The organism is Actinocrinis puniceicyclus, assembly GCF_018283645.1.
GTDB classification, from domain to species: domain Bacteria; phylum Actinomycetota; class Actinomycetes; order Streptomycetales; family Catenulisporaceae; genus Actinocrinis; species Actinocrinis puniceicyclus.
In genome coordinates this window covers 1-19578 of the sequence record NZ_JAGSXH010000107.1, presented here as the reverse complement: position 1 = coordinate 19578, position 19578 = coordinate 1, and the positions used below count along the sequence as shown (strand labels likewise).

The following is a 19578-nucleotide window of genomic DNA, read 5'->3' as shown; positions in this document are numbered from 1 at the left end:
GACACAAGGTCCCTGTCGCCGCGCCACCGCCGGACGTGGTTGCACAAAGACGCGGTTGCACGAAGAGGAGCGGGAACGCGAGTCATGACAGGCCGAACCGCATCGACGGGCTCAGGACCGGAGCTGAACCAGAGCGCGGAGGCGACGCAGTCCGTTCCCGGCTACCGCGATCTGGCGCGGATCGGGCACGGCGGTTTCAGCGTGGTCTATCGGGCCGTGCAGGAGTCCTTCGAGCGCGCTGTGGCGCTCAAGGTGCTGACCGTCGGCCAGGACGAGGACGCGCGCCGCCGCTTCCTTCGCGAGGTGCGCCTGGCCGCGCGGCTGAGCGGGCACCCGCACGTCGTGACCGTGCTGGACATCGGCACGACGGCGTCGGGCAGCCCCTACCTCGCGATGGACTTGTACGACGGCGGCTCGATGCGTGATCGGCTCAGGCGGTCGGGTCCGCTTCCCCCGGCCGAGTCCGCCGCGGTCGGCGCCAAGATCGCCGACGCGCTGTCGGCGGCGCACTCGCTCGGCGTGCTGCATCGCGACGTGAAGCCGAACAACATACTGATATCCCGGTTCGGGCAGCCGGCGCTGGCCGACTTCGGCGTGTCGTGCCTGCTGGATTCCAGCTCGTCCGCTTCGGTGCTGGACGTGTTCACCCCGCAGCACGCCGCACCCGAGCTGATGACCTGCGGCGAGCTGACCGCGGCCTCTGACATATACGCGCTCGGCTCGACGCTGTACCAGCTGCTCACCGGGCGGCCCCCGTTCGGCGGACCCGACCGGGACGTGCGCTCGATCATGTGGCGCGCGGTGAGCGAGCCGCCGCCGCGACCCGAATGCCCCGAACTGCCGGCTCTGGCGGACGCGATCGTTCGCGCCATGGCGAAGGACCCGGGCGAGCGCTTCCCCGATGCCGCCGCGTTCGCGCAGACCCTGCGGGCCCTGATTCCGGAGGGAACGCAGACTCTTGCGATGCCGGCGACCGTCGCCGCACCGCGTTCGGGCGCGGTCGCCGGGCCGGCCGCCGAGACGGCCGCGGAGGCCGTCGCGCAGACCGTCGCGGATGTGCCGCCGGGCTCGGCGTTCGGCGGCGAACCGGCTCCGCCCGAGCGAGAGGCCGATCCGGATGCCTCTTCGACGGGGCGCCGGCGCGGCTGCGAGGAGACCATGGTGCGCCCCGACCGCGCCGCCGATCCCTCCGGCCGCGGTGCCGTCGCCGCGAGCGGCCGTGGCGATCGTGGCGGCCGTGGCGGTCGAGACGGGCACGGCGGCCGAGACGGGCACGGCGGGCGAGACGGGCACGGCGGGCGCGGCGGTGCGCAGCACGAAGAGGTCCACGAGGCCGGCCGTGCGCGACGCGCGAGGAAGCCGATCGCGTATGGCGCGGCCGTCGCGCTGGTCGGCGCCGTGGTGTGGGCCCTGCTCGCCTCGCAGGACCCTTCTACCGGGCCGCGTGACGCGGACTCGGTGCGGCACGCGCCCGTGACCGCTTCCGCCGACCCCTCGCCCACGCCCTCGCGGTCGCGGCCGACGGCCCGGGCCACACCGGCGCCCAAGCGCAGCGCCGCGCCCGCTTCACTGCGCGGCGCCACGACCCCGGCCGCCGCGCCGAGCGCCACGGGGAGCGCATCGGCCGGGGCGGGCCCCCTGCTGCCGCTGCCCGGTACCTTCCGCCGGCTCCAGAACGCCCAGACCGGTGGCTGCCTCGCGGCGCCGGCCGGTTCGGGGCCCTCGCTCCAGACCTGCGCGGCGGGCAAGGACGAGGGTTGGCAGTACTCGCTGTCGCTGAGCGGGATCCTGGCCGGGGACTACGAACTCGTCAACGAGCAGACCGGCCTGTGCCTCACCGCTGGCTCAGGCGGGCAGGTTCTCACGGCGGCCTGCGGCGGCACGCCCGCGCAGCTGTGGTCGAAGGCCGCCGGACCGGCTTCGAGTAAAGAATTCGAAAACGCGGGCGACGGACAGTGTCTCCTCGCCGCCACGGCCGTTGTCTCCAGCGGGTCGTGCAGCACGAGCAATCATGCCGACCTGTGGAACGAGGACGGGACCGCGTAACGGATACGGGACCACCCGGCCGGTCACCCGCGAGGGTGACCGGCCCGTATCGCGCGAACCGCCTCGCAGGAGAGCCGGCGCCGGTGCCGGGCGCGAGGAAAGGAACGGCGGACGTTCATGATCAGGGTTTTGATCGCCGATGACCAAGTGCTGATTCGCGCCGGGATCGCGGCGATTCTGCGGGCCGCGCCCGGCTACGAGGTGGTCGGCGAGGCCTGCGACGGCGACGAGGCGGTCACCAAGGCGGAGTCGACCGAACCCGACGTCGTGCTGATGGACATCCGGATGCCGGAGACCGACGGCATCGCGGCGACCCGCCGGATCCTGGGCTCCGGCCGCGGGAATCCGCCCCGCATCCTCGTGCTGACCACCTTCGACATCGACGAGTACGTCTACAAGGCGCTGCGGGCCGGCGCGAGCGGTTTCGTCCTGAAGGACACCCCGCCGGAACGGCTGCTCGCCGCGCTCAAGGCCGTGGCGGACGGCGACACCCTGTTCTCGGCGGCGGTCACCCGCCGGCTGGTCCAGGCTTACTGCGCGGCCGAGGGGGTCCTAGGCTCCGCCGGCACCGACGGCGCGCCCGCTGCGGGCCGGGCGCCGGTCGCGGCCGGCACCCGCGCGTCGGACGGCCGCTCGGCCGCCGAGCGAGCCGCGCTGGCCGCGCTCACCGCCCGCGAGACCGACGTGCTGCGGCTCGTCGCGGCCGGCCTGTCCAACGGCGAGATCGCCGAGCGCCTCGTGGTCAGCGAGGGCACGGTCAAGACCCACCTGAACCGGTCGATGGCCAAACTGAACCTGTCCAGCCGCGCCCAGGCCGTCGTGCTCGCGTACGAATCCGGTCTCGTGGTGCCGGGACGGTTGCAGCAGGCGCCCGCGCCCGCCCCGGTCAAGGCCGGCGCCTCGTGACCGGCGCGACGAGCGGCGCGCACCGGGCCATGGGATCCGGGTTCCCATCTTCGCGCAGCGTTGCTCTCAGCTAGAAAAGTGCCTGACTGCAAGCCCGATAGACGGTGTTGGGGAATGTATCAAGGCAACGATTCGACCGCCGCTTTGCCGGATTCGCCCCTTGAGGCATTCCCCAACACCGCCTAACGCGCCCAGGCGGTGCGCTTCTTGCCGTCGGCCTGTCTCCACGCCTTGCGGGCGCGTTTGCGCAGCGCGGCGGCCTGCTCGGCCTGGCGCTGGTACAGCAGCCCGTAGGTGAAGGCGTTCTCGCGGTCGGCGTGGGCGCGCACCGCCAGCTGTCGTATCTCCGCGCGCGCGATGACCGTGTCCTGATGCCCGCCGAGTTCCGTCTGGATCTCCTTCAGGGCGCGCGCGGTGCGGCGCGCGTCCTTGCCGAAGACCGGTGTGACCGCTTCGACGGCGTAACGGGCACGCTTGACAGCCTTGCGCGCCTCGTGCAGCGCGACATCCCGTTCGCTGCCCGCCGCGGCGTGCGCCGCGCCGCGCATGCGCCTACGCGCCCGCTTCAGCTCGCGCCGCACCAGCGGAGCCAGCGTCTTCTCGGGCCGGCGACCGGCCGGGCCGGCCGGCGGCTGCGCGAGCAGCGCGTCGAGCCGGTCGAGCAGCGCGAAGTAGCGCGGGGACTCGAGTGCGTCGAGCAGCCGCTCGCGGGCCGCGGCCCGGCGTGGGGCGAAGTGGCCGGTGATCCGGGCGGAAACCGGGCCGAGCACCAGCTCCACCGCAGTCGCCGCGGCCTCGTGCAGCAGCCGCTCGGTGAGCACCTCCTCATCGCGCGCCGCGCCGAGCTCCCCGGCGAGCCAGCGCAGCTCGGCCGGCAGCTGCGGGGGCTCGCCCGCCGCCTTCTGCCGCCGCTCCTTCGGCACCAGGGCGTCGAAGCTTCGCAGGGCACTGCGCAGACGGCGGCTGGCCACGCGCATCTGGTGGACCGCGTCCGGCTGATCACGGCGGACCATCACGTCGTCGGCCAGCAGTTGGTCGCGCTGCTCCCGCAGATACGCCAGCACGAACTCTCCCGCGCTGCGGGACGGGCCCGAGTGGACCTGCCGCGGCTGCCGCCGGGGTTCGGGCAGCCGGCCGGCCAACACCGTGCGCAGCTTCGAGGTGTTGCGCGAGGGCCGCAGCCCGTCGCGGCGAAGTCGGCGGTCCAACGCCTTGAGCAGAGCGCGGCTGCCGTCGGCCAGTTCGAACTCCACCTCGTTCCAGCGGCTGAGGGTGGCCAGCGGCCCGAAAGCCTCGGCGGTGACGTCGTCGAACACCACGTCGGCCAGCGCCGCGCCGTCGCGGCCGCGCAGGGTCCGGCGCATGCGGGCGGTCGTGATCCGCGCGACCGGCCGCGCCGGGCGCCCGCGCAGGCGTGCGGTCAGCAGTTCCAGGAACTCCCGCGGCGGCTCCGGGGCGTGCGGCAGGTCCAGGTCGGTATAGGTTCCGTGGGGCTCGGGCAGGCTCAGCCGCCAGCCCGTCCCGCCCTCGTCCTGGCCGGAGCGCCGCTGCAGCGTGATCCCGGCCCGGGTCAGGTCCAGAGCATCGGTGTCGAAGCAGGTGGCTTCGAGGATCGTCTCCTCGGGCTCGGACTGCGAGGCGACTTCGGGCAACCCCGACAGGTCAGGCAGTCGGGCGCCGGGGCCCGCGTCGTATTTCCGTTCGATCTCACGCAGTTCGGTAGGCATGACAACCGCTATACCCATATCCGGGCAACTATCCCGATTCGGGACCGCTCCCAGCGCAGGCACGCGGCCGGGAACCGCGATCGTCCGCGCCGCAGCGATCACCGCGACAAGGAGGCGGCTGCGACACATGGAGGCGGCTGTCACACGCGGACGGCTGTCACACGGGGACGGCTGTGACGGGAACGGCCGGCCGAGTCCGAGGACCCGGCCGGCCGCCGCCTGTCGGCTTGACCGCAGCTCACGTCAGCGACGTCAGCTCACGTTCACCGCCGTGTCGTCGAGCACGAACGAGGTCTGCATCGTGTAGTCCTCGGCGCCGGTGAACTTCAGCGTGACCTTCTGGCCCGCGTAGGGCGCGAGGCTGAAACTGTGCTGCGTGTACCCGGTGTTGTGGTTGAGGTTGGAATAGGTGGCCAGGGTGGACAGCACGGTGCCGGAGCTGTTGAGCACCTGCACCTTGAGGGTGTCGTAGGCGCTCGTCGTGCTGGTCTCCGCGGTGTCGATGTGCAGCCAGAAGTTGAAGTTGTAGTTCGTGCATCCGGTGGGCAGCGTCACCGCTTGCGAGAGGGTGTCGGTGTGCGAGCTGCCGTATCCGTCGAGCCACGCGTCCCAACTGCCGCTGTGCGGCGGTTCGGAGCTGCTGTTGTTGACGACGCCCGAACTGGCGGACCACGGCGAGGCGCTGCCGGTCTCGAAGCCCGGGTTGCCGAGCAGCTGCGACGACGGGCATCCGGTGCCGGTCGGTGTGGCCGACGCCTCGTTGCTCTGCGGACCCTCGCCGACGCCGTTGACCGCGCTGACCTTGTAGTAATAGGTCTGACCCGCGGTCAGCCCGGTGTCCGTGCAGGAGAGCACCGCGCTCAGGCCGCTACAGCCGCCGCCGGTCAGCAGTGTCTCGCTGCCGCTGGACGTGCCGCGGTACACCCGGTAGGAGGTGATGTTCTCGCCTCCGGTGTTGGACGGAGCCTGCCAGCTCAGCGAGACCTGGCCGGTGCCCGCGGTCGCGGTCAGGCCGGTCGGCGCTCCCGGCGGGGTCGCCGCGATGGGTGAGGCCGTGACGGTCACGCTCGATGTCGCCGTCTTGGCTGGGGAGGAGCTGTCGGTGACGGTGAGGGTCGCGGTGAAGGTGCCCGCGCTGTTGTAGGTGTGGCTGGGGTTCTGGGCGGTGCTGGTGGCGGATCCGTCCCCGAAGTTCCAGCTGTACGAGTACGCCGGGGTTCCGCCGGTCGCGGTGCCGGTGAACGACACGCTCAGGGGCGCCTGGCCCGAGGTCGGTACCGCCGACGCGCTGGCCGCCAGCGGGTTGCCGACCGCGCTGACCGTGGTGGTGACGCTGGAGGTGGCGGTCTTGGAGGCGCTGTCGGTGACGGTGAGGGTCGCGGTGAAGGTGCCCGCGCTGTTGTAGGTGTGGCTGGGGTTCTGCGCGGTGCTGGTCGCGCCGTCGCCGAAGTTCCAGCTGTAGGTGTACGGCGCGGTTCCGCCGGTCGCCGAGCCGGTGAAGGACACGGTGAGCGGGGCGTTGCCCGTCGACGGTGTGCCGGTCGCGGCCGCGGACAGCGGCGTGGCGCCCTGGACCCAGAAGTCCTCAAGCGGGTCGCCCAGCGCGGCCTGGTCGTTGCTCGTCATCGGGAACGTGGACAGACCGAGGTTGTCGTTGGGGTCGATGATGCCCGAGTGCACGTTCTCCATCGTGCGCTCCATCGCCGCGATCACGTTGTTCGTCGTGTACGCGACGTGGCTGAGGTAGTGCTGCTTCACGTAGGCCGACGGTCCGATGACGACCAGCGGCACCCGGTAGGTATTGCTGACGTGGTCCGGGCCGTTGTTGCCGTTCTGAGTGTCGTCCTCGGTGACGATGATGAGCGTGTTGTTCTTGTACGTCGCGTTGTTCTCGATCGCGGAGACGATGTTGTTGGTCGCCGTGTCGTTGCCCGGGATGTCCTGGTAGGTGCCCGGGTGGTCGTTGAACAGCTCGACGTAGTTGTAGGCCGGCATTCCGTTGGTGTTGATGAAGTTGATGTAGTCGTTGGCGACGGTGCTGTCCGGGATGCTCTGGTTGTTGCAGGTGTACTCGTTGTAGTGCAGCTCTTCCGGGATGTTCGTGCCCGGACGGTTGACCGGCAGCACTTCGAGGTTGCCGGTCGCCGGGTTGCGCCAGTAACCGCTGCCGCTGCTGAGCATCCAGTAGAAGTCGCCGTTCATGATGAACGTGTACGGACTGCTGCCGGACCCGGTGCCCGTCTGGGTCGTGCACGCGTTGGTGCCCTCACCGGTCGGGCCGGAAGCGTTGCTCAGGAAGCGGTCGAACTGCGTGCCGGTGGCGCTGGGGTACGCCTGCTGCTGTGAGCTGGACGCGGACTGCGCGGAGAACAGCCACCAGTGATTGGGGCCGCTGGGCGGCTGCGTGCCGGTGCTGTAGGCGTCGTCGAGCCCGTAGTTCTTGGCCAGCGTGTGCAGGTTCGGCACGGAGCTTATGTGGTTGGTGCTCTCCACGACGCCGTTGCACCCGGAGGCGACCGTGGTGGCGCAGTCGCCGAGGTAGTCGTCGAAGGTGTGGTTCTCCCGGTAGATGATCACGAAGTGCTGGAACGGCGGGAAGTACGGCGAGAGCGGGTTGATCGCCGTGGCCGGCTGCGACACCGGCTTGAACTGCGTGGTGCACTTGCCGGCCGAGCAGCTCTTGACCTGCCGCATCGTGTCCACGTTGGCGACCTGGAAGTTCTTGGGCTGCGGGAACTTGGTGAACTCCGTCCCGGGCGCGGCGAACTTGGCGCCGGTGCAGTCGTAGTCGTCCGGCTTGTACGACTGCGGACGTTCGCCCTCGGGAAGGTCCTTGGCGTCCTTCGGGTCCGTGGCCGGGTTCCAGCCCTTCAGCGTGCACGAGCCGACGCCGGTGGCCGGGTGCATCCCGGCCTGGGCGGCAGTAGTCTGTACACCGGTCATCGCGAGTGCGGTCACTGCGACGCCGGCGAGGAATATTGTGGGTTTCCATCCGAACATGGGCACTCCAGCAGCGAGAGTGTAGGCGCGGCAAGAAGGAGCCACCGCTTTCCGCATCGTCCTGATTCGGCCGATGCCGGGCAAGGCTTGGCAGGTAAAATCTCTCAGGCTCTGTTAAGGATTCACGGACCGTTCGCCCGTTTCCACCATTCCGCTCATGCCAGAGGGCTTATACCTTCCTCGTCAGGGAAGCTCAGGGTGCTCAATCCGCGCGCCCGACCCGGGTTCGTCCTCTGTCACCGTGACCGCAGCCGTGTGTCAGTGCCGTAGGCGTCGCCGGCGCCGGCGACGCGCGAGGGGAGTACGCCTGGTTCTGACGCGTCCGGGCGTGGCGCCGATCAGGCCGCCCGCGACGCCCGCCGAAAGGCCCTTGGCTGCCGTGGCCCGGGTCGGCCGGCCCTATCGCCGCCCGGATTACGGCCCGAGGCTGGGGTGAAAGGCAGGTAAGGCCGATCCGAGGAGGTCTTCTCATGGCGGCCTACGACACGTCCGCGTCGGAACCACTCGAAACCCGCTCACCGGTCACGGTCGCGGCCCGGCTCGACGAGCCGCTCTCGCGCTGGCTTTGGCTGGTCAAGTGGCTGCTGGCGATCCCGCACTACATCATCCTGTGGGTGCTCAGCGTCGTGTACGTCGTACTCAGCCTCGTCGCGATGATCGCTATCGTGTTCACCGGCCGCTACCCGCGCGGGATCTTCGAACTCAACGTCGGCATACTGCGATGGTCGTGGCGGGTCGCCTACTACTCCTACGGGGCGCTGGGAACGGACCGGTACCCGCCGTTCACGCTCGACGAGGTTCCCGACTATCCGGCCACGCTCGACATCGCCTACCCGCAGACGCTTTCGCGCGGCGCGGCGCTGGTCAAGTGGTGGCTGCTGGCCATCCCGCAGTACCTGGTGATCGGCGTGTTCGTCGGCGACTACCGGGTCGCGGGCTGGCCCGGCGTCGGCCTGATCGGCCTGCTGGCCGTGATCGCCGGGGTGGCGCTGGCGGTGACCGGACGCTACCTGCCCGAGCTGTTCGACCTGATCATCGGGCTGGACCGGTGGGTGCTGCGGGTCGTGGCCTACGCGAGCCTGATGACCGATCGCTACCCGCCGTTCCGGCTGGACCAGGGCGGCCGGGAGCCGAGCCGGGACACCGGCGTGCCCGGGGTGTGGTGAGCTGCGCCGCTGAACACGCGATGAGCGTCGCCGCAGGCGCGGCTGACGGCCCGGCGCCGCGCCACGGGACGACAGGCACATGGCGATAAGGCACAACGGCCCTAAACCCGTCGCGCCCGAAGCCGCAAGATGATCATGAGGTCCACCTCTGGGAGGCGGGACGCTATGGCCGGTCTTCGCGAGCTGCTGCTGCGGTTCCGCCGGGCCGGCGCGCCCGGAGCGGCGACGGTCGGCGCGGTTCCGGCCGACCGCGCGGCGGAACAGGCGGCCGAACTCGCCCCGGTGTTCGCGGCCCTGGCCGAAACCGAGGCGCAGGCGGCCGAGATCCGTTCCCGAGCCGCGGCCGAAGCCGCGCAGTTACGGCAGCAGGCCGCGCGACAGGCCGCGCTGATCGTGGCGCAGGCGCGCGAGAACGCCGTCGCGGAACGCGAAAGCGCCGCCCGCCGCGCCCGGTCACAGGCCGAGACGTACTGCGCACAACTGCTGCAAGAGGCACGGACGCAAGCTGAATCGTTGCGGTCCCGGGGGCAGGCGAGCGTGCCCGAGTACGGCGAACGCGTGGTCGCCGGCATCGCGGCGCGGCTGCGCTCCGAATCAGGGCCCTCAGCCCAGGAGGCGCGATGACCGCCGGATGGGTCGCGGGTACGGTCCGCGCCAGGGCGCTGCTGGACCGACGGGTCGGAGCGGACGGCATCCGGCGGCTCGCCACGCAAGCGACGATGGACGAAGCGCTCGCGCAACTGCGCGGCACCGCGTACCGCCGTTTCCTGCCCGAAGCCGCAGACGCGCTCGACGCCGAACGGGCCGTCAACCTCGCCACCCTGTGGAACCTGCGCGTTCTCGCCGGCTGGCTTCCGCGCCCGGGTGTCTCCGCGCTGCGTACGCTCGTCGCGGAATTCGAAATCCGCGATCTCGCCGCTCGGCTGCGCGCCATACGCGGAGAATCGGCACCGCCCCCGTACCGGCTCGGCGCGCTCGCGACGGTGGGGGAGGGCGCGCTCGCGGCCGGGTCGGTCGGCGAACTGCGCAGGCGTCTGGCGTCCTGCGCATGGGGCGAACCCGGCACCGGAGACGCGGCGGGCATCGTCGACTACCTGTACCTGTCCTGGGCCTGCCGCCTGGCGCAGACCCACCCGGCCGCCCGCGCCTGGGGAGCGGGCGCCGCCGCGCTCGCGCTGGCTCGACAGCGGTTCCTGCTGGGGCGCCGGCCCACGGTGACGGCCGCGAACCGGGTGCGTCCGCTCCTCGGGACCGGCGCGCTCGACGCGGCCGACTGGGACGGTTTCGTCGCGGCGCTGCCGGAGCCGACCGCCGCCTGGACCGTGCGGGGCCTCGACGGCCCACAGCGGCTCTGGCTCGGAGAGCGGCGGTGGTGGAGCAGGGTCGAGGAGGACGCGGGGCGGCTCACCCGGGCCAACGCGTTCGCCCTGGCACCGGTGCTGGGCTGCGCGACTCTGCTGCTCGCCGATGCGCGATCGGTGCGCATCGCGCTGAGCCTCGTGGCCGGCGCGGGCGCGGTGACCGTCCGGGACGGCGAAGATGTCCGCGCCTGAGCCCGCACGCGGGCCTGCGCTCGAGCCCTCGCCCGAACAGCCGCGCGAGCGCCGCCGGGAGGCTCTGCGCGATGCTCTGCGGCCCGTGCGGATGCAGCGGATCGCGCTTACCGCAGGGCTCGAAGATCTTCGCGCGGCTCTGATACGCGTCGGTGAGGACGGATGCGTGCAGATCGACGCCGAACCGACCGAGGCGTCCGGGTCCGCGGTATCCGCGGGCGCCGGCCACGCCGATGGCGTCGGGGGTGTCGGAGGCGTCGGAGGCGGCGCCCGCGACCAGGTCGATCAGTACACGAACGCGGCCGCACGCCACGCCGGCGCGGCGGCGCTGACCGGCTGGTGCCCGGTCGACGACCTGCCCCGTCTGACCGCGCGCCTGCACGGGATCGGCGGCGCGGTGGTAGCGCTGCCGGCGCCGCCCGGCGTCGAACCACCGACGCTGCTGCGGGAGAGCTCCGCGACGCACCGGTCCTTCTCCGTGCTCGTACGCTCCTACGGCACGGTCCCCTACGCCGACTGCGACCCGACGCTGCCGGTGGGCATCGTCTACATGCTGATGTTCGGGGTGATGTTCGGTGACGCGGGGCACGGAGCGCTGGTGGTCGCCTCCGCGCTCGTGCTGCGCTCGGGGCGGATCGCCGCGCTGGCCCGGATCCGGCACCTGTGGCGCTTCGTGGCGGGCGCGGGCGTCGCCGCGACGGCCGCGGGGCTGGCCTACGGCGAGTTCTTCGGGCCCACCACGGTGGTCCCGGTGCTGTGGCTCGACCCGCTGGACCAGCCGCTGCGGCTGACCGGCTACGCGATCGGGCTCGGCGTGGCGCTGCTGGCCGGCGCTTACGCGCTCGGCACCGTCAACCGCTGGCGGGAGGGCGGCCCGAGCGCCGCGCTGTACGCCGCCTCCGGAGCGGCGGGCAGCGCGGTCTTCGCCGGGGGCGCCACCGTCGCGCTCGGAGTGTTCACCAAGTCGCAGTCGGTCTCGATCGCCGGGGCGGTGTGCGCCGGCCTCGGCCTGGTCGCCGCCGGGGTGGGCTTGGCCGCCGGCGCGCCCGCGGGCGTCGCGGGCGGATTCCAAGTCGGCATCGGGCTGCTCGACCTGGTCACCCGCATCGGCTCCAACGTGCTTTCGTTCGCCAGGCTCGCCGCCTTCGGGCTCACCCACGCGGCGCTCGGACTGGTCGTCTGGCAGGGCGTCACCGCACTGGCCCGGCGCGGGCCGCTCGCCCTCGCCGGCGCGGTGCTCGTGTTCGCCGTCGGCAATGCGGCCGCCATCGCCCTGGAGGGTCTGGTCGTCGCGGTACAGGCGCTGCGCCTTGAGTACTACGAACTGTTCTCGCGGATCTTCGCCGCCGAGGGCCGGCCCTTCCGGCCCTTCCGGCTGTCCGCCCGTACCCCGGAGGCGGTCCCATGACCGTGTGGCTGATCGGAGCGCCGGCGCTGCTCGCCGGCGCCGTCCCCGCGATCCTGATCGCGCGGCGCTCCACGCGCGGCGCGCGGCGGGCACTGCTCGCCCTCGCCGGCGGGCTGCCTGCCGCGGCGCTGGGCGTGATGCTGCTCGTGCTCAGCGCGGGGCCCGCCCACGCCCAGAGCGCCGCGGCGGCGGCGTCATCGAGCCCGAGCGGCAACAACGGCGCGCTCATCGGCGCCGCGATCGCCGTCGCGGCGTCCTGCCTGGGCGCCGGGATCGCGGTCGCCTACACCGGCTCCGCCGCGCTCGCGCTGATGAGCGAACGACCGGAGCTTTTCGGCCGGGCGATGGTCGTGGTCGGGCTCGCCGAGGGGATCGCGATCTACGGGCTCGTCGTCGCGGTCATCCTGATCGGGAAGGCCTGATCGCCATGCCGGGTAGTGCGACGATCGCCGCGCTCGGCGCCGATGCGCGCACGCGCGGCTACGCGCTGGCCGGTGTCCGTGTCGCCGTGGCCGAAGACGACGAGTCCGTCCACGCGGCCTGGCGGGGGCTGCCGCCCGAGGTCGCGATCGTCATCCTCACCCCCGACGCCGCGCGTGTCCTCGGCCCGGCGCTGCTCGACGCCTCCGATCGGCTGACCGTGGTGATGCCGTGATGAGCGTTCCCCTTCGCGCCGAACGGTCGGCGGCCCTCGATCCGGTGCGCGACCGGCTGATCGGGCGCGCCCGGCAGGACGCCGACGCGGTCACCGCCGCGGCCCGGGCCGACGCGGAGGCGGTTATCGCCGCCGCCCGCGACCAAGCCCGAGCCGTCCTGGACGAGGCCCGCGAACAGGGCGGGGCCGAGGCCGCGGCCCAGACCCGTGCCGCGCGGTCCGCGGCGCGGCGCGAGGCGCGCGGGATGCTGCTCGCGGCCCAACGCGCCGTCTACGACGCGGTCCGCGAGAGCATCGAGCTCAACGTGCTGGCACTGCGCGAGGCACCGGACTACGCGGCGCTGGTCGCAGTGCTCGAACGCCGCGTGCACGACCTGCTCGGACCGCGGGCCGAGATCACCGCGGACGCGCGCGGCGGCGTCGTCGCAGCGGTCCCCGGGAAGCGCGTCGATCTGAGCCTGCCGGCGATCGCGGCACGCGCCGTGGAGCGGCTCGACGACGAGGCGGTGCGGCTGTGGACGCGGTGACAGGCGCGGTCCGCCGGGTGGCCGGACCGCTCGTCGAGATCGAACTCGACGGCGGGCACACCGCGGCGATGTCCGAACAGGTGCTGCTGGGCGCGGCGCGGGTGCCCGGCGAGGTCGTGGCGATCCGCGGCGGCGTGCTGACCGTGCAAGCGTACGAATACACCGGCGGCCTGGCCCCCGGCGACCCGGTCATCCCGCAGCACCGGCCGCTTTCGGCGCTGCTGGGCGCGGCGCTGCTCGGCGGGGTCTTCGACGGGCTGCTGCGGCCGCTGGCCGGCGCGGGCGACTGGCTCGGCGGCAGCGGCGGCGCGCCGGATGCGACGCCGGACGAGCGCACCTGGCAGTTCACCCCCGAGGCCGACCCCGGCGACCCGGCGCCCGCGGGGACCAGGCTGGGCACTCTCGCGGTCTGCACCGCCGTGGAACACCGGGTGCTGGTGCCGCCGGGGCTGCACGAGAACCGGCCGGACCCGGACGGGTACGGCGCGCCGGCGCAGCCCCGGCTGGACTGGATCGCGCCGCCCGGACAGTACGGGCAGCACGCCGTGGTGGCCCGCGTCGGCGGCGAACCGGTGGCCCTCAGCGAGCGCTGGCCGATCCGCCGCCCGCGCCCGTTCCGGCGGCGCCTCGATTCCGTCACGCCGCTGCACACCGGGCAGCGGGCGCTCGACCTGCTCTTCCCGATCGCCAAGGGCGGCAGCGCGGCCGTACCGGGCGGGTTCGGCACCGGCAAGACCGTGCTGCTCCAGCAGATCGCCAAGTGGTGCGACGCCGACGTCATCATCTACCTCGGCTGCGGCGAGCGCGGCAACGAGATGGCGCAGGTGGTCGACGAGATCTCCCGGCTGCGGGACCCGCGCGGCGGCGGCCGGCTGGCCGAGCGCACGGTCGTGGTGGCCAACACCTCGGACATGCCGATGATGGCCCGCGAGTCCAGCATCTACGTGGGTGCCTGCGTCGCCGAGTACTACCGCGACATGGGCTACGACGCCGTCGTGATCGCCGACTCCACCTCGCGCTGGGCCGAGGCGCTGCGCGAGTTCGCCTCACGCTCGGGTGCGCTGCCCGCGGAGGAGGGGTTCCCGGCGGACCTGGCCTCGGCGCTGGCCGCCTTCTACGAGAGGGCCGGCACGGTGCAGACCCTCGGCTCGGGGCGCGGCTCGGTCACCGTCCTCGGCGCGGTCTCCCCGCCCGGCGGCGACATGGCCGAGCCCGTGACGGTGCACACCGAGCGTTTCGTGCGCGCGCGCTGGACCCTGGACCGCGACCTGGCCTACGCACGGCACTACCCGGCGGTGTCCTGGGCCGCGTCGTTCTCGCGTGACGCCGCCGCGCTCGCGCACGCCGCCGGATTCGGCCCGCTGCGCGAGCGTCTGGTGCTCATCCTGGCGCGGGCCGATCGCCTCGCCGACCTGGTCGACCTGGTCGGAATCAGCGCGCTGCCCGCGGAGGAGCGCATGGCTGTGCTGGCCGGCCGCCTCGTGCGCGAGGGGGTGCTGCAGCAAAGCGCCCTGTCCGAGACCGACGGCTACAGCCCCGATCGGAAGACGGCTGCGCTGGCCGAGGCGGTTCTCGCCGTGATCGACCGCTGCTTCGCCGTCGCGCGGGCCGCCGGCCCGGTGCCGGTGGAATCGGTCGACTTCGGACCGCTGCTGCGCGCGCGGGAGCAGGCCGGACCGCAGGACGTCGCAGTCGTCGAACAATGCCGTGACACCGTGCTCGCCGCGCTCGACGCGCTGGCCGGGGGAGAGGCCCCGCGATGAACACCCAGGCTGATACGGATACGAACACACCGGCGAACACGGACACGAACACACCGGCGGCCGCGGCGGTGGGCACGGCGGTGGGCACGGCCCCCGGCACGAACTGGCCCTACCTCGAATACACCGGTGTCGACTCGCTGCGCGGCCCGCTGATGGTCGTCAGTGGCGTGCGCGGTGTCGGATTCGACGAGTACGTGCGCATCCGCGGTCAGGACGGCGAACTGCGCTACGGCGTGGTAGCAGAGGTCCAAGAGGACCTGGCCGTGGTGCAGGTGCTGGAGGGAACCGGCGGTCTCGACCCGGCCGGCACACGCGTGGCGTTCTCGGGCACGCCGCTGCGCATCCCGGTCGGACTCGGCTGGCTCGGCCGGATGTGCGACGGGCGCGGCACTCCGGTCGACGGCGGCCCGCCCGTCATGGGCTCGCGCACCGCGCCCGTCGCCGGCCGCCCGATCAATCCGACGCGGCGCGAGCCCCCGTCGGAGCCCGTGCTCACCGGGGTCAGCGTGATCGACGCCCTGACCACCTTCGTGCGCGGACAGAAACTGCCGATCTTCTCGGTCCCCGGCCTGCCGCACCTGGAACTGGCGACGCAGATCGCGGGGCAGGCCGCGGCCGGGTCACAGCCGTTCTGCGTGGTGTTCGCCGGCATGGACCTGACCCACGCCGACGCGGCGTTCGTGCGCGGCGCCCTCGAGGAGCGCGCCGCCGTCGGCGAGCTCATCCTCCTGATCAACACCAGCGACGCGCCCGTCCTGGAACGGATCATGACTCCACGTATCGCGCTGACGATCGCCGAGGAGCTCGCCTTCGTCCACGGTCGCCACGTCCTGGTGATCCTGGCCGACATGACCAGCTACGCGGAGGCGCTGCGCGAGATCTCGGCGGCCCGGGAGGAGATCCCGGCACGCCGGGCCTACCCCGGCTACCTCTACAGCGACCTGGCCGGCATATACGAGCGCTGCGGGCGGATCCGCGGGCTGCCCGGCTCGGTGACGGTGCTGCCGGTACTCACCATGCCCGGCGGCGACATCACCCACCCGGTGCCCGACCTGACCGGGTACATCACCGAAGGTCAGATCGTGCTGTCCGCCGAAACCGCCGCGCGCGGCATCTACCCGCCGATCGACCCGCTCTCCTCCCTCTCCCGGCTGATGCGCAACGGCGCGGGGCCGGGGCGCACCTCGGCCGAGCACCTGCCGCTGGCCGCGCAGCTGCTCGCCTCGCTCGCCCGCGCCCGTCAGGTGCGCGACCTGGCCGACCTGATCGGCGCGGACTCGCTGAGCCGCACCGACCGCGGTTACCTCGACTTCGAAGACGCCTTCTACAAGCTGCTGGTCGACCAACGGCGCACCGAGAACCGGAGCCTGGCCGACACCCTCGACCGCTGCGCGCGCGTGGCGTTCACGCTGCCGCGCAGCGAGCTGACCATGCTGCCCGACCGGATGCTGCCGGCCGGCTTGCCGTCCGGTAAGGAACAGGAGCGGAAATGACCACCGTGCGTGTACCGCCTGGCCGTGCCGGGCGGCTGCACCTGCGCCGCAAGCTGACCACCGCGGAGCGCGGTGCCGGTCTGCTGGAACGCAAACTGCACGCGCTGCTGCCGCAGCAGCAGGCCAGGCGTCGCGCCGCCGAGGAGAGCCTGCGGGCCTGGCGCGAGGCCGCGGCCGAGGCGGACGCCTGGCTCGGACGGGCCCTGGCAGCCGTCGGCGACGACGGCCTGCGCCTCGCCCTTCCCGGCGCCGCGGCCGGTGTCAGCGTTCGCGCGGCCTCGTCCATGGGTGTGAGGTACCCGGACGAGGTCGTGTGCGACCTGCCCGGGGAGCTTCCGGAGGCGGATCCCGGCAGCGCCGCCCTGGTGTGCGCGCGCACGGCGCACGTCCGCGCGGTGCGCGCGGCGGCCCAGGCGGCGGTCGACCAGGGCGCGCTGCGGGCTCTCGACGCGGCCGTCACGACGACGCGCCGCCAGATCCGGGTCCTGCGCAGGCATTGGATCCCGGCGCTGCGCGCGGCGCACGAGCGGCTGGAGTTCGTGCTCGAGCAAAGCGATTTCGAGGACGGGGTCCGCCGCCGGCACGCCGCATCGCGCTCGTCGCGGGCCTGACGACCCCGGGCCGAACGACCCTGGCAGGCCGCGGGCGCCGAGCGGGATGCTGAGATCACCGGGACGCAGAAGGGAGGCGGGCACGGTGAACGGCAATGAGTCCGGACATGCGCGTGAAGAGGCCCGCCGGGATGTGATCAACCGCGCGGTGACCCCCAGCTCGGAAGCCCGCTACGACGCCTTGCTGCGCTACCTGCGCGGTCTCTACGTGCGTCCGCAGAAGACGGCGTCGGCGCCGCAGCGGACCGAGGCGGCCGGCGCGGCCAGGAGCGTGGAGCAGCAGCCGCAGGACGCGACGGCGAAGGACGCGACGGCGAAGGACGCGCGGCGCAGATTCAGGAAGGCCAAGCCCGGGAAGGCGCCCAAACCGGCGAAGGCTGCGAAGCGTTAGCCGACAGGCCGGACGACTGGAGGCGAGCAGGGTGCTTGGGAAGCAGGAAGCCACCGCGGCCGCCACGCGCGCGCTCGGCTGGGCGCTGGTCGTGGCCGGTCCGGTCCTGGCGCGTCGCGGTCTGGCCGCGGGGGTGCTGGTGCGCTCGGAGCTGGCTGACGAGCACCTCGCCTTTCCCGACAGCGTGCCGCAGGACCTCGCCCGGTACGCCGGGCAGAGCGTGGACAGCGCGAGCCTGGCCAAGGTGTACGCCGACCTGATCAAGCGCAACGTCTACGTCGCGACCGGAGGGCGCACGTACGCGCAGCTGTCCGCCGGTCGGCCGGACTCGGTGTCGAGCGAGGCACGCGATACCGCGTTCCGCGGTGAGGCGATGCACGCCGGCCTGCTCGGCGCGTACGAGGCCGCCGAGGTGGCCACGCTCGTCACCGGCCTCGGCGTGCTGGCCACCGCTCTCGGCGCGGTGCTGCTGGCCGTCGCCGGGAGCCTGGAAGCACCCGCCCTGCCAGGAGGAGGCCGAAGGTGAACTCGAAGGTGCGTGACGTGATGACCCGCGACGTCGTCGCGGTGCACCTCTACACCCCGTTCAAGGACATCGCGCGGACCTTGTTCGATCGGGAGATCAGCGCCGTGCCGGTGCTCGACGACTCGTGCCACGTCACCGGGATAGTGTGCGCGGCGGACCTGGTCGAGCAACAGGCCCTCGGCAGCGCGAGCGCGCGCCCGCGCGTGCGGTCCGTCTCGGCGCAGACGCTGATGACCAGCCCTGTCGTGACCGTCACCGCCGACACCGACACCGCGACGGCCGCCCGCCTGATGTACCGCAACGCGGTCAAGCACCTGCCGGTGGTCAGCGACACCGGGCGGCTGGTGGGCATCGTCAGCGAAAAGGATCTGCTCACCGTGTTCCTGCGCCCCGACCTGGACATCCAGGACGAGATCGTGCGCACCGTGATCCTGGCCGAACCCGAGTCGCGGCTGAGCACGATGACCGTCCGCGTGCGTGACGGCATCGTGCTGGCGAGCGGCCACGCCGCCGACGAGGAACCGGTGCGGCAGGCGATCGAGCAGATCCGCGCAGTCGACGGCGTCATCGAGGTCATCGATCGGGTCGAGATCGGCCCGGTGTCGGTCAGCTGACCGGCCCGCACCGCGTCCCGGTTGTCACCGCGTCCCGGTTGTCACCGCGTCCCGGTTGTCACCGCGTCCCGGTTGTCACCGCGTCCCGGTTGTCACCGCGTCCCGGTTGTCACCGCGTCCCGGTTGTCACCGCGTCCCGGTTGTCACCGCGTCCCGGTCAGCCGACCGGGACGCGGCGCGTCCGGCAGTACCCTGCGATCGCGCGACCCCGCAACGCCCTGCGACGCTCCGGCCGCGCGGTGTCATGGCTGATGCCGCGTGGTGTCATAGCCGATGGCGTCATCCGGGTCCGGCGGCATCAGGTCCGCGGCGCCGTCATCGGCGCGTCAATCGGCTTGCATCGCTCCCGTGTCATCGACGACGAAGGTGAGGTCGTCGACGACACGCGAGACGCCGTCGATCTCCTCGGCCAGCCGCACCGCGTCCTGGACCATGCTTCGGCAACCCAGCCCGCCGTGCAGGGTCACCACCCCGTCCACGGCCTTCACCTGGATGCCCGCGAGGTGCACGTCCACGCCCAGCCCGTGGCTGAACACCTCGTGCCTGACCTGCTCGGCCAGTTCCGCGTCGGGACGCAGCAGACCGCGCATCAGGTCGATCACGCTCACGCCGCCCACCGGGCGCCGCTCGTCGTCCACGACCAGCAGCGTGCCCGCCTCGTGCCGGACCGCGACGTGAGCGGCTTCCACCACCGACGTCTCCTGCGTGACCGTGTATTGCGGCCGGTGCATCGCCTCGCGGGCGACCACGGGCTCGTCCACGCCCGCGAGACGCCGCAGCCGGCGCGGCAAACGCGCGCCGAGGCCGAGGCCGGAACCCGGTGCGGCGGCCAGCGCCTTGGCCAACGCGGCCGGTCCCACCACCCCGAGCGCCGCGCCCTCGCGGTCCACGACCACGAGACAGTCGGCGTGATGCCGGGCCGCCGACTCCACCAGATCCTGCACCCGGGCATCCGCGGTGACCGCCAGGGCACTGCCGGTCATCACGTCTCCCACCGTGGTCTTACGCATCTTGCCTCACCGCCGCGCACTCGTCGCCTGCCTCGAAAACTAGAGACCCGGTCGCGTGAACGCCAGGGACCACCGGCCCTGCGGCCGGCGAACTTCGGCACCGCTGCGCAGCCGCCCCCGCCCCCGCCCCCTCTCCTATACACATCTCACGCTGCCCGCGCCGGCGCGAGAGGAGGTTTGGG

18 protein-coding genes are annotated in these 19578 nt (G+C 72.7%); 15 read left to right on the top strand and 3 right to left on the bottom strand.

The window, feature by feature from the left end; genetic code table 11:
- The first annotated feature begins 84 nt into the window (after positions 1–84).
- Together KGA66_RS22870 and KGA66_RS22865 are read left to right on the top strand one after the other, a co-directional pair.
- Positions 85–2046, top strand: coding sequence for a serine/threonine-protein kinase (locus tag KGA66_RS22870; protein ID WP_211470452.1), 1962 nt, complete (start codon positions 85–87; stop codon positions 2044–2046).
- 117 nt (positions 2047–2163) lie between these two features.
- A complete protein-coding gene (locus KGA66_RS22865; RefSeq protein WP_211470450.1) occupies positions 2164–2952 on the top strand; it encodes a response regulator transcription factor in 789 nt (262 codons plus the stop codon).
- Positions 2953–3134: 182 nt separating this feature from the next.
- Here the strand turns inward: KGA66_RS22865 and KGA66_RS22860 are convergent, their stop codons facing one another.
- Together KGA66_RS22860 and KGA66_RS31175 are read right to left on the bottom strand one after the other, a co-directional pair.
- Complete coding sequence (locus KGA66_RS22860; protein WP_211470447.1) at positions 3135–4679, bottom strand: CYTH and CHAD domain-containing protein; 1545 nt, start codon at positions 4677–4679, stop codon at positions 3135–3137.
- A 252-nt stretch (positions 4680–4931) separates the two neighbouring features.
- Positions 4932–7622, bottom strand: a complete 2691-nt coding sequence (locus KGA66_RS31175; RefSeq protein WP_281416765.1) for a PKD domain-containing protein — start codon at positions 7620–7622, stop codon at positions 4932–4934.
- Between the two features lie 527 nt (positions 7623–8149).
- Between KGA66_RS31175 and KGA66_RS22835 the strand changes: the two genes are divergently transcribed.
- The 13 genes from KGA66_RS22835 to KGA66_RS22775 all read left to right on the top strand — a co-directional run bounded on the left by KGA66_RS22835 (position 8150) and on the right by KGA66_RS22775 (position 18386).
- Positions 8150–8845 carry a DUF4389 domain-containing protein gene (locus tag KGA66_RS22835; RefSeq protein WP_211470445.1) on the top strand — a complete coding sequence of 232 codons (696 nt, stop codon included), beginning with the start codon at positions 8150–8152 and terminating at the stop codon, positions 8843–8845.
- Between the two features lie 165 nt (positions 8846–9010).
- Complete coding sequence (locus tag KGA66_RS22830; RefSeq protein WP_211470443.1) at positions 9011–9469, top strand: SPFH domain-containing protein; 459 nt, start codon at positions 9011–9013, stop codon at positions 9467–9469.
- On the top strand, positions 9466–10398 hold the full coding sequence (locus tag KGA66_RS22825) for a V-type ATPase subunit (RefSeq protein ID WP_211470441.1): 933 nt from the start codon (positions 9466–9468) through the stop codon (positions 10396–10398). Before KGA66_RS22830 ends, KGA66_RS22825 begins: the two co-directional genes overlap by 4 nt.
- On the top strand, positions 10385–11806 hold the full coding sequence (locus tag KGA66_RS22820; RefSeq protein ID WP_211470439.1) for a V-type ATPase 116kDa subunit family protein: 1422 nt from the start codon (positions 10385–10387) through the stop codon (positions 11804–11806). The genes KGA66_RS22825 and KGA66_RS22820 overlap by 14 nt, the downstream gene beginning before the upstream one ends.
- Positions 11803–12228 carry an ATP synthase subunit C gene (locus KGA66_RS22815; RefSeq protein ID WP_211470437.1) on the top strand — a complete coding sequence of 142 codons (426 nt, stop codon included), beginning with the start codon at positions 11803–11805 and terminating at the stop codon, positions 12226–12228. Before KGA66_RS22820 ends, KGA66_RS22815 begins: the two co-directional genes overlap by 4 nt.
- 5 nt (positions 12229–12233) lie before the next feature.
- On the top strand, positions 12234–12461 hold the full coding sequence (locus KGA66_RS22810) for a hypothetical protein (RefSeq protein WP_211470435.1): 228 nt from the start codon (positions 12234–12236) through the stop codon (positions 12459–12461).
- Positions 12461–12988 (top strand): hypothetical protein, encoded by a 528-nt coding sequence (locus tag KGA66_RS22805; RefSeq protein WP_211470433.1) that lies wholly within the window; start codon positions 12461–12463, stop codon positions 12986–12988. The genes KGA66_RS22810 and KGA66_RS22805 overlap by 1 nt, the downstream gene beginning before the upstream one ends.
- The gene (locus KGA66_RS22800; RefSeq protein ID WP_211470431.1) at positions 12976–14751 is read left to right on the top strand and encodes a V-type ATP synthase subunit A; all 1776 of its coding nucleotides are present in this window, start codon (positions 12976–12978) and stop codon (positions 14749–14751) included. The genes KGA66_RS22805 and KGA66_RS22800 overlap by 13 nt, the downstream gene beginning before the upstream one ends.
- Positions 14748–16244 carry a V-type ATP synthase subunit B gene (locus KGA66_RS22795; protein WP_211470429.1) on the top strand — a complete coding sequence of 499 codons (1497 nt, stop codon included), beginning with the start codon at positions 14748–14750 and terminating at the stop codon, positions 16242–16244. Before KGA66_RS22800 ends, KGA66_RS22795 begins: the two co-directional genes overlap by 4 nt.
- The gene (locus tag KGA66_RS22790; RefSeq protein WP_211470428.1) at positions 16241–16855 is read left to right on the top strand and encodes a V-type ATP synthase subunit D; all 615 of its coding nucleotides are present in this window, start codon (positions 16241–16243) and stop codon (positions 16853–16855) included. Before KGA66_RS22795 ends, KGA66_RS22790 begins: the two co-directional genes overlap by 4 nt.
- Positions 16856–16940: 85 nt before the next feature.
- Positions 16941–17246, top strand: coding sequence for a hypothetical protein (locus KGA66_RS22785; RefSeq protein ID WP_211470425.1), 306 nt, complete (start codon positions 16941–16943; stop codon positions 17244–17246).
- Between the two features lie 31 nt (positions 17247–17277).
- Positions 17278–17772 carry a hypothetical protein gene (locus KGA66_RS22780; protein ID WP_211470423.1) on the top strand — a complete coding sequence of 165 codons (495 nt, stop codon included), beginning with the start codon at positions 17278–17280 and terminating at the stop codon, positions 17770–17772.
- A complete protein-coding gene (locus KGA66_RS22775) occupies positions 17769–18386 on the top strand; it encodes a CBS domain-containing protein (protein ID WP_211470421.1) in 618 nt (205 codons plus the stop codon). Before KGA66_RS22780 ends, KGA66_RS22775 begins: the two co-directional genes overlap by 4 nt.
- A 326-nt stretch (positions 18387–18712) precedes the next feature.
- Here KGA66_RS22775 and KGA66_RS22770 read toward each other — a convergent pair whose 3' ends face one another.
- Entirely contained in the window at positions 18713–19396 is a 684-nt protein-coding gene (locus KGA66_RS22770) for a CBS domain-containing protein (protein ID WP_211470413.1), read from the bottom strand.
- Between the last annotated feature and the right edge of the window lie 182 nt (positions 19397–19578).

Coding starts and splice junctions, on each gene's coding strand:
- KGA66_RS22870 (WP_211470452.1), top strand. CDS start 85: ATGACAGGCCGAACCGCATCGACGGGCTCAGGACCGGAGCTGAACCAG.
- KGA66_RS22865 (WP_211470450.1), top strand. CDS start 2,164: ATGATCAGGGTTTTGATCGCCGATGACCAAGTGCTGATTCGCGCCGGG.
- KGA66_RS22860 (WP_211470447.1), bottom strand. CDS start 4,679: ATGCCTACCGAACTGCGTGAGATCGAACGGAAATACGACGCGGGCCCC.
- KGA66_RS31175 (WP_281416765.1), bottom strand. CDS start 7,622: ATGACCGGTGTACAGACTACTGCCGCCCAGGCCGGGATGCACCCGGCC.
- KGA66_RS22835 (WP_211470445.1), top strand. CDS start 8,150: ATGGCGGCCTACGACACGTCCGCGTCGGAACCACTCGAAACCCGCTCA.
- KGA66_RS22830 (WP_211470443.1), top strand. CDS start 9,011: ATGGCCGGTCTTCGCGAGCTGCTGCTGCGGTTCCGCCGGGCCGGCGCG.
- KGA66_RS22825 (WP_211470441.1), top strand. CDS start 9,466: ATGACCGCCGGATGGGTCGCGGGTACGGTCCGCGCCAGGGCGCTGCTG.
- KGA66_RS22820 (WP_211470439.1), top strand. CDS start 10,385: ATGTCCGCGCCTGAGCCCGCACGCGGGCCTGCGCTCGAGCCCTCGCCC.
- KGA66_RS22815 (WP_211470437.1), top strand. CDS start 11,803: ATGACCGTGTGGCTGATCGGAGCGCCGGCGCTGCTCGCCGGCGCCGTC.
- KGA66_RS22810 (WP_211470435.1), top strand. CDS start 12,234: ATGCCGGGTAGTGCGACGATCGCCGCGCTCGGCGCCGATGCGCGCACG.
- KGA66_RS22805 (WP_211470433.1), top strand. CDS start 12,461: ATGAGCGTTCCCCTTCGCGCCGAACGGTCGGCGGCCCTCGATCCGGTG.
- KGA66_RS22795 (WP_211470429.1), top strand. CDS start 14,748: ATGAACACCCAGGCTGATACGGATACGAACACACCGGCGAACACGGAC.
- KGA66_RS22790 (WP_211470428.1), top strand. CDS start 16,241: ATGACCACCGTGCGTGTACCGCCTGGCCGTGCCGGGCGGCTGCACCTG.
- KGA66_RS22770 (WP_211470413.1), bottom strand. CDS start 19,396: ATGCGTAAGACCACGGTGGGAGACGTGATGACCGGCAGTGCCCTGGCG.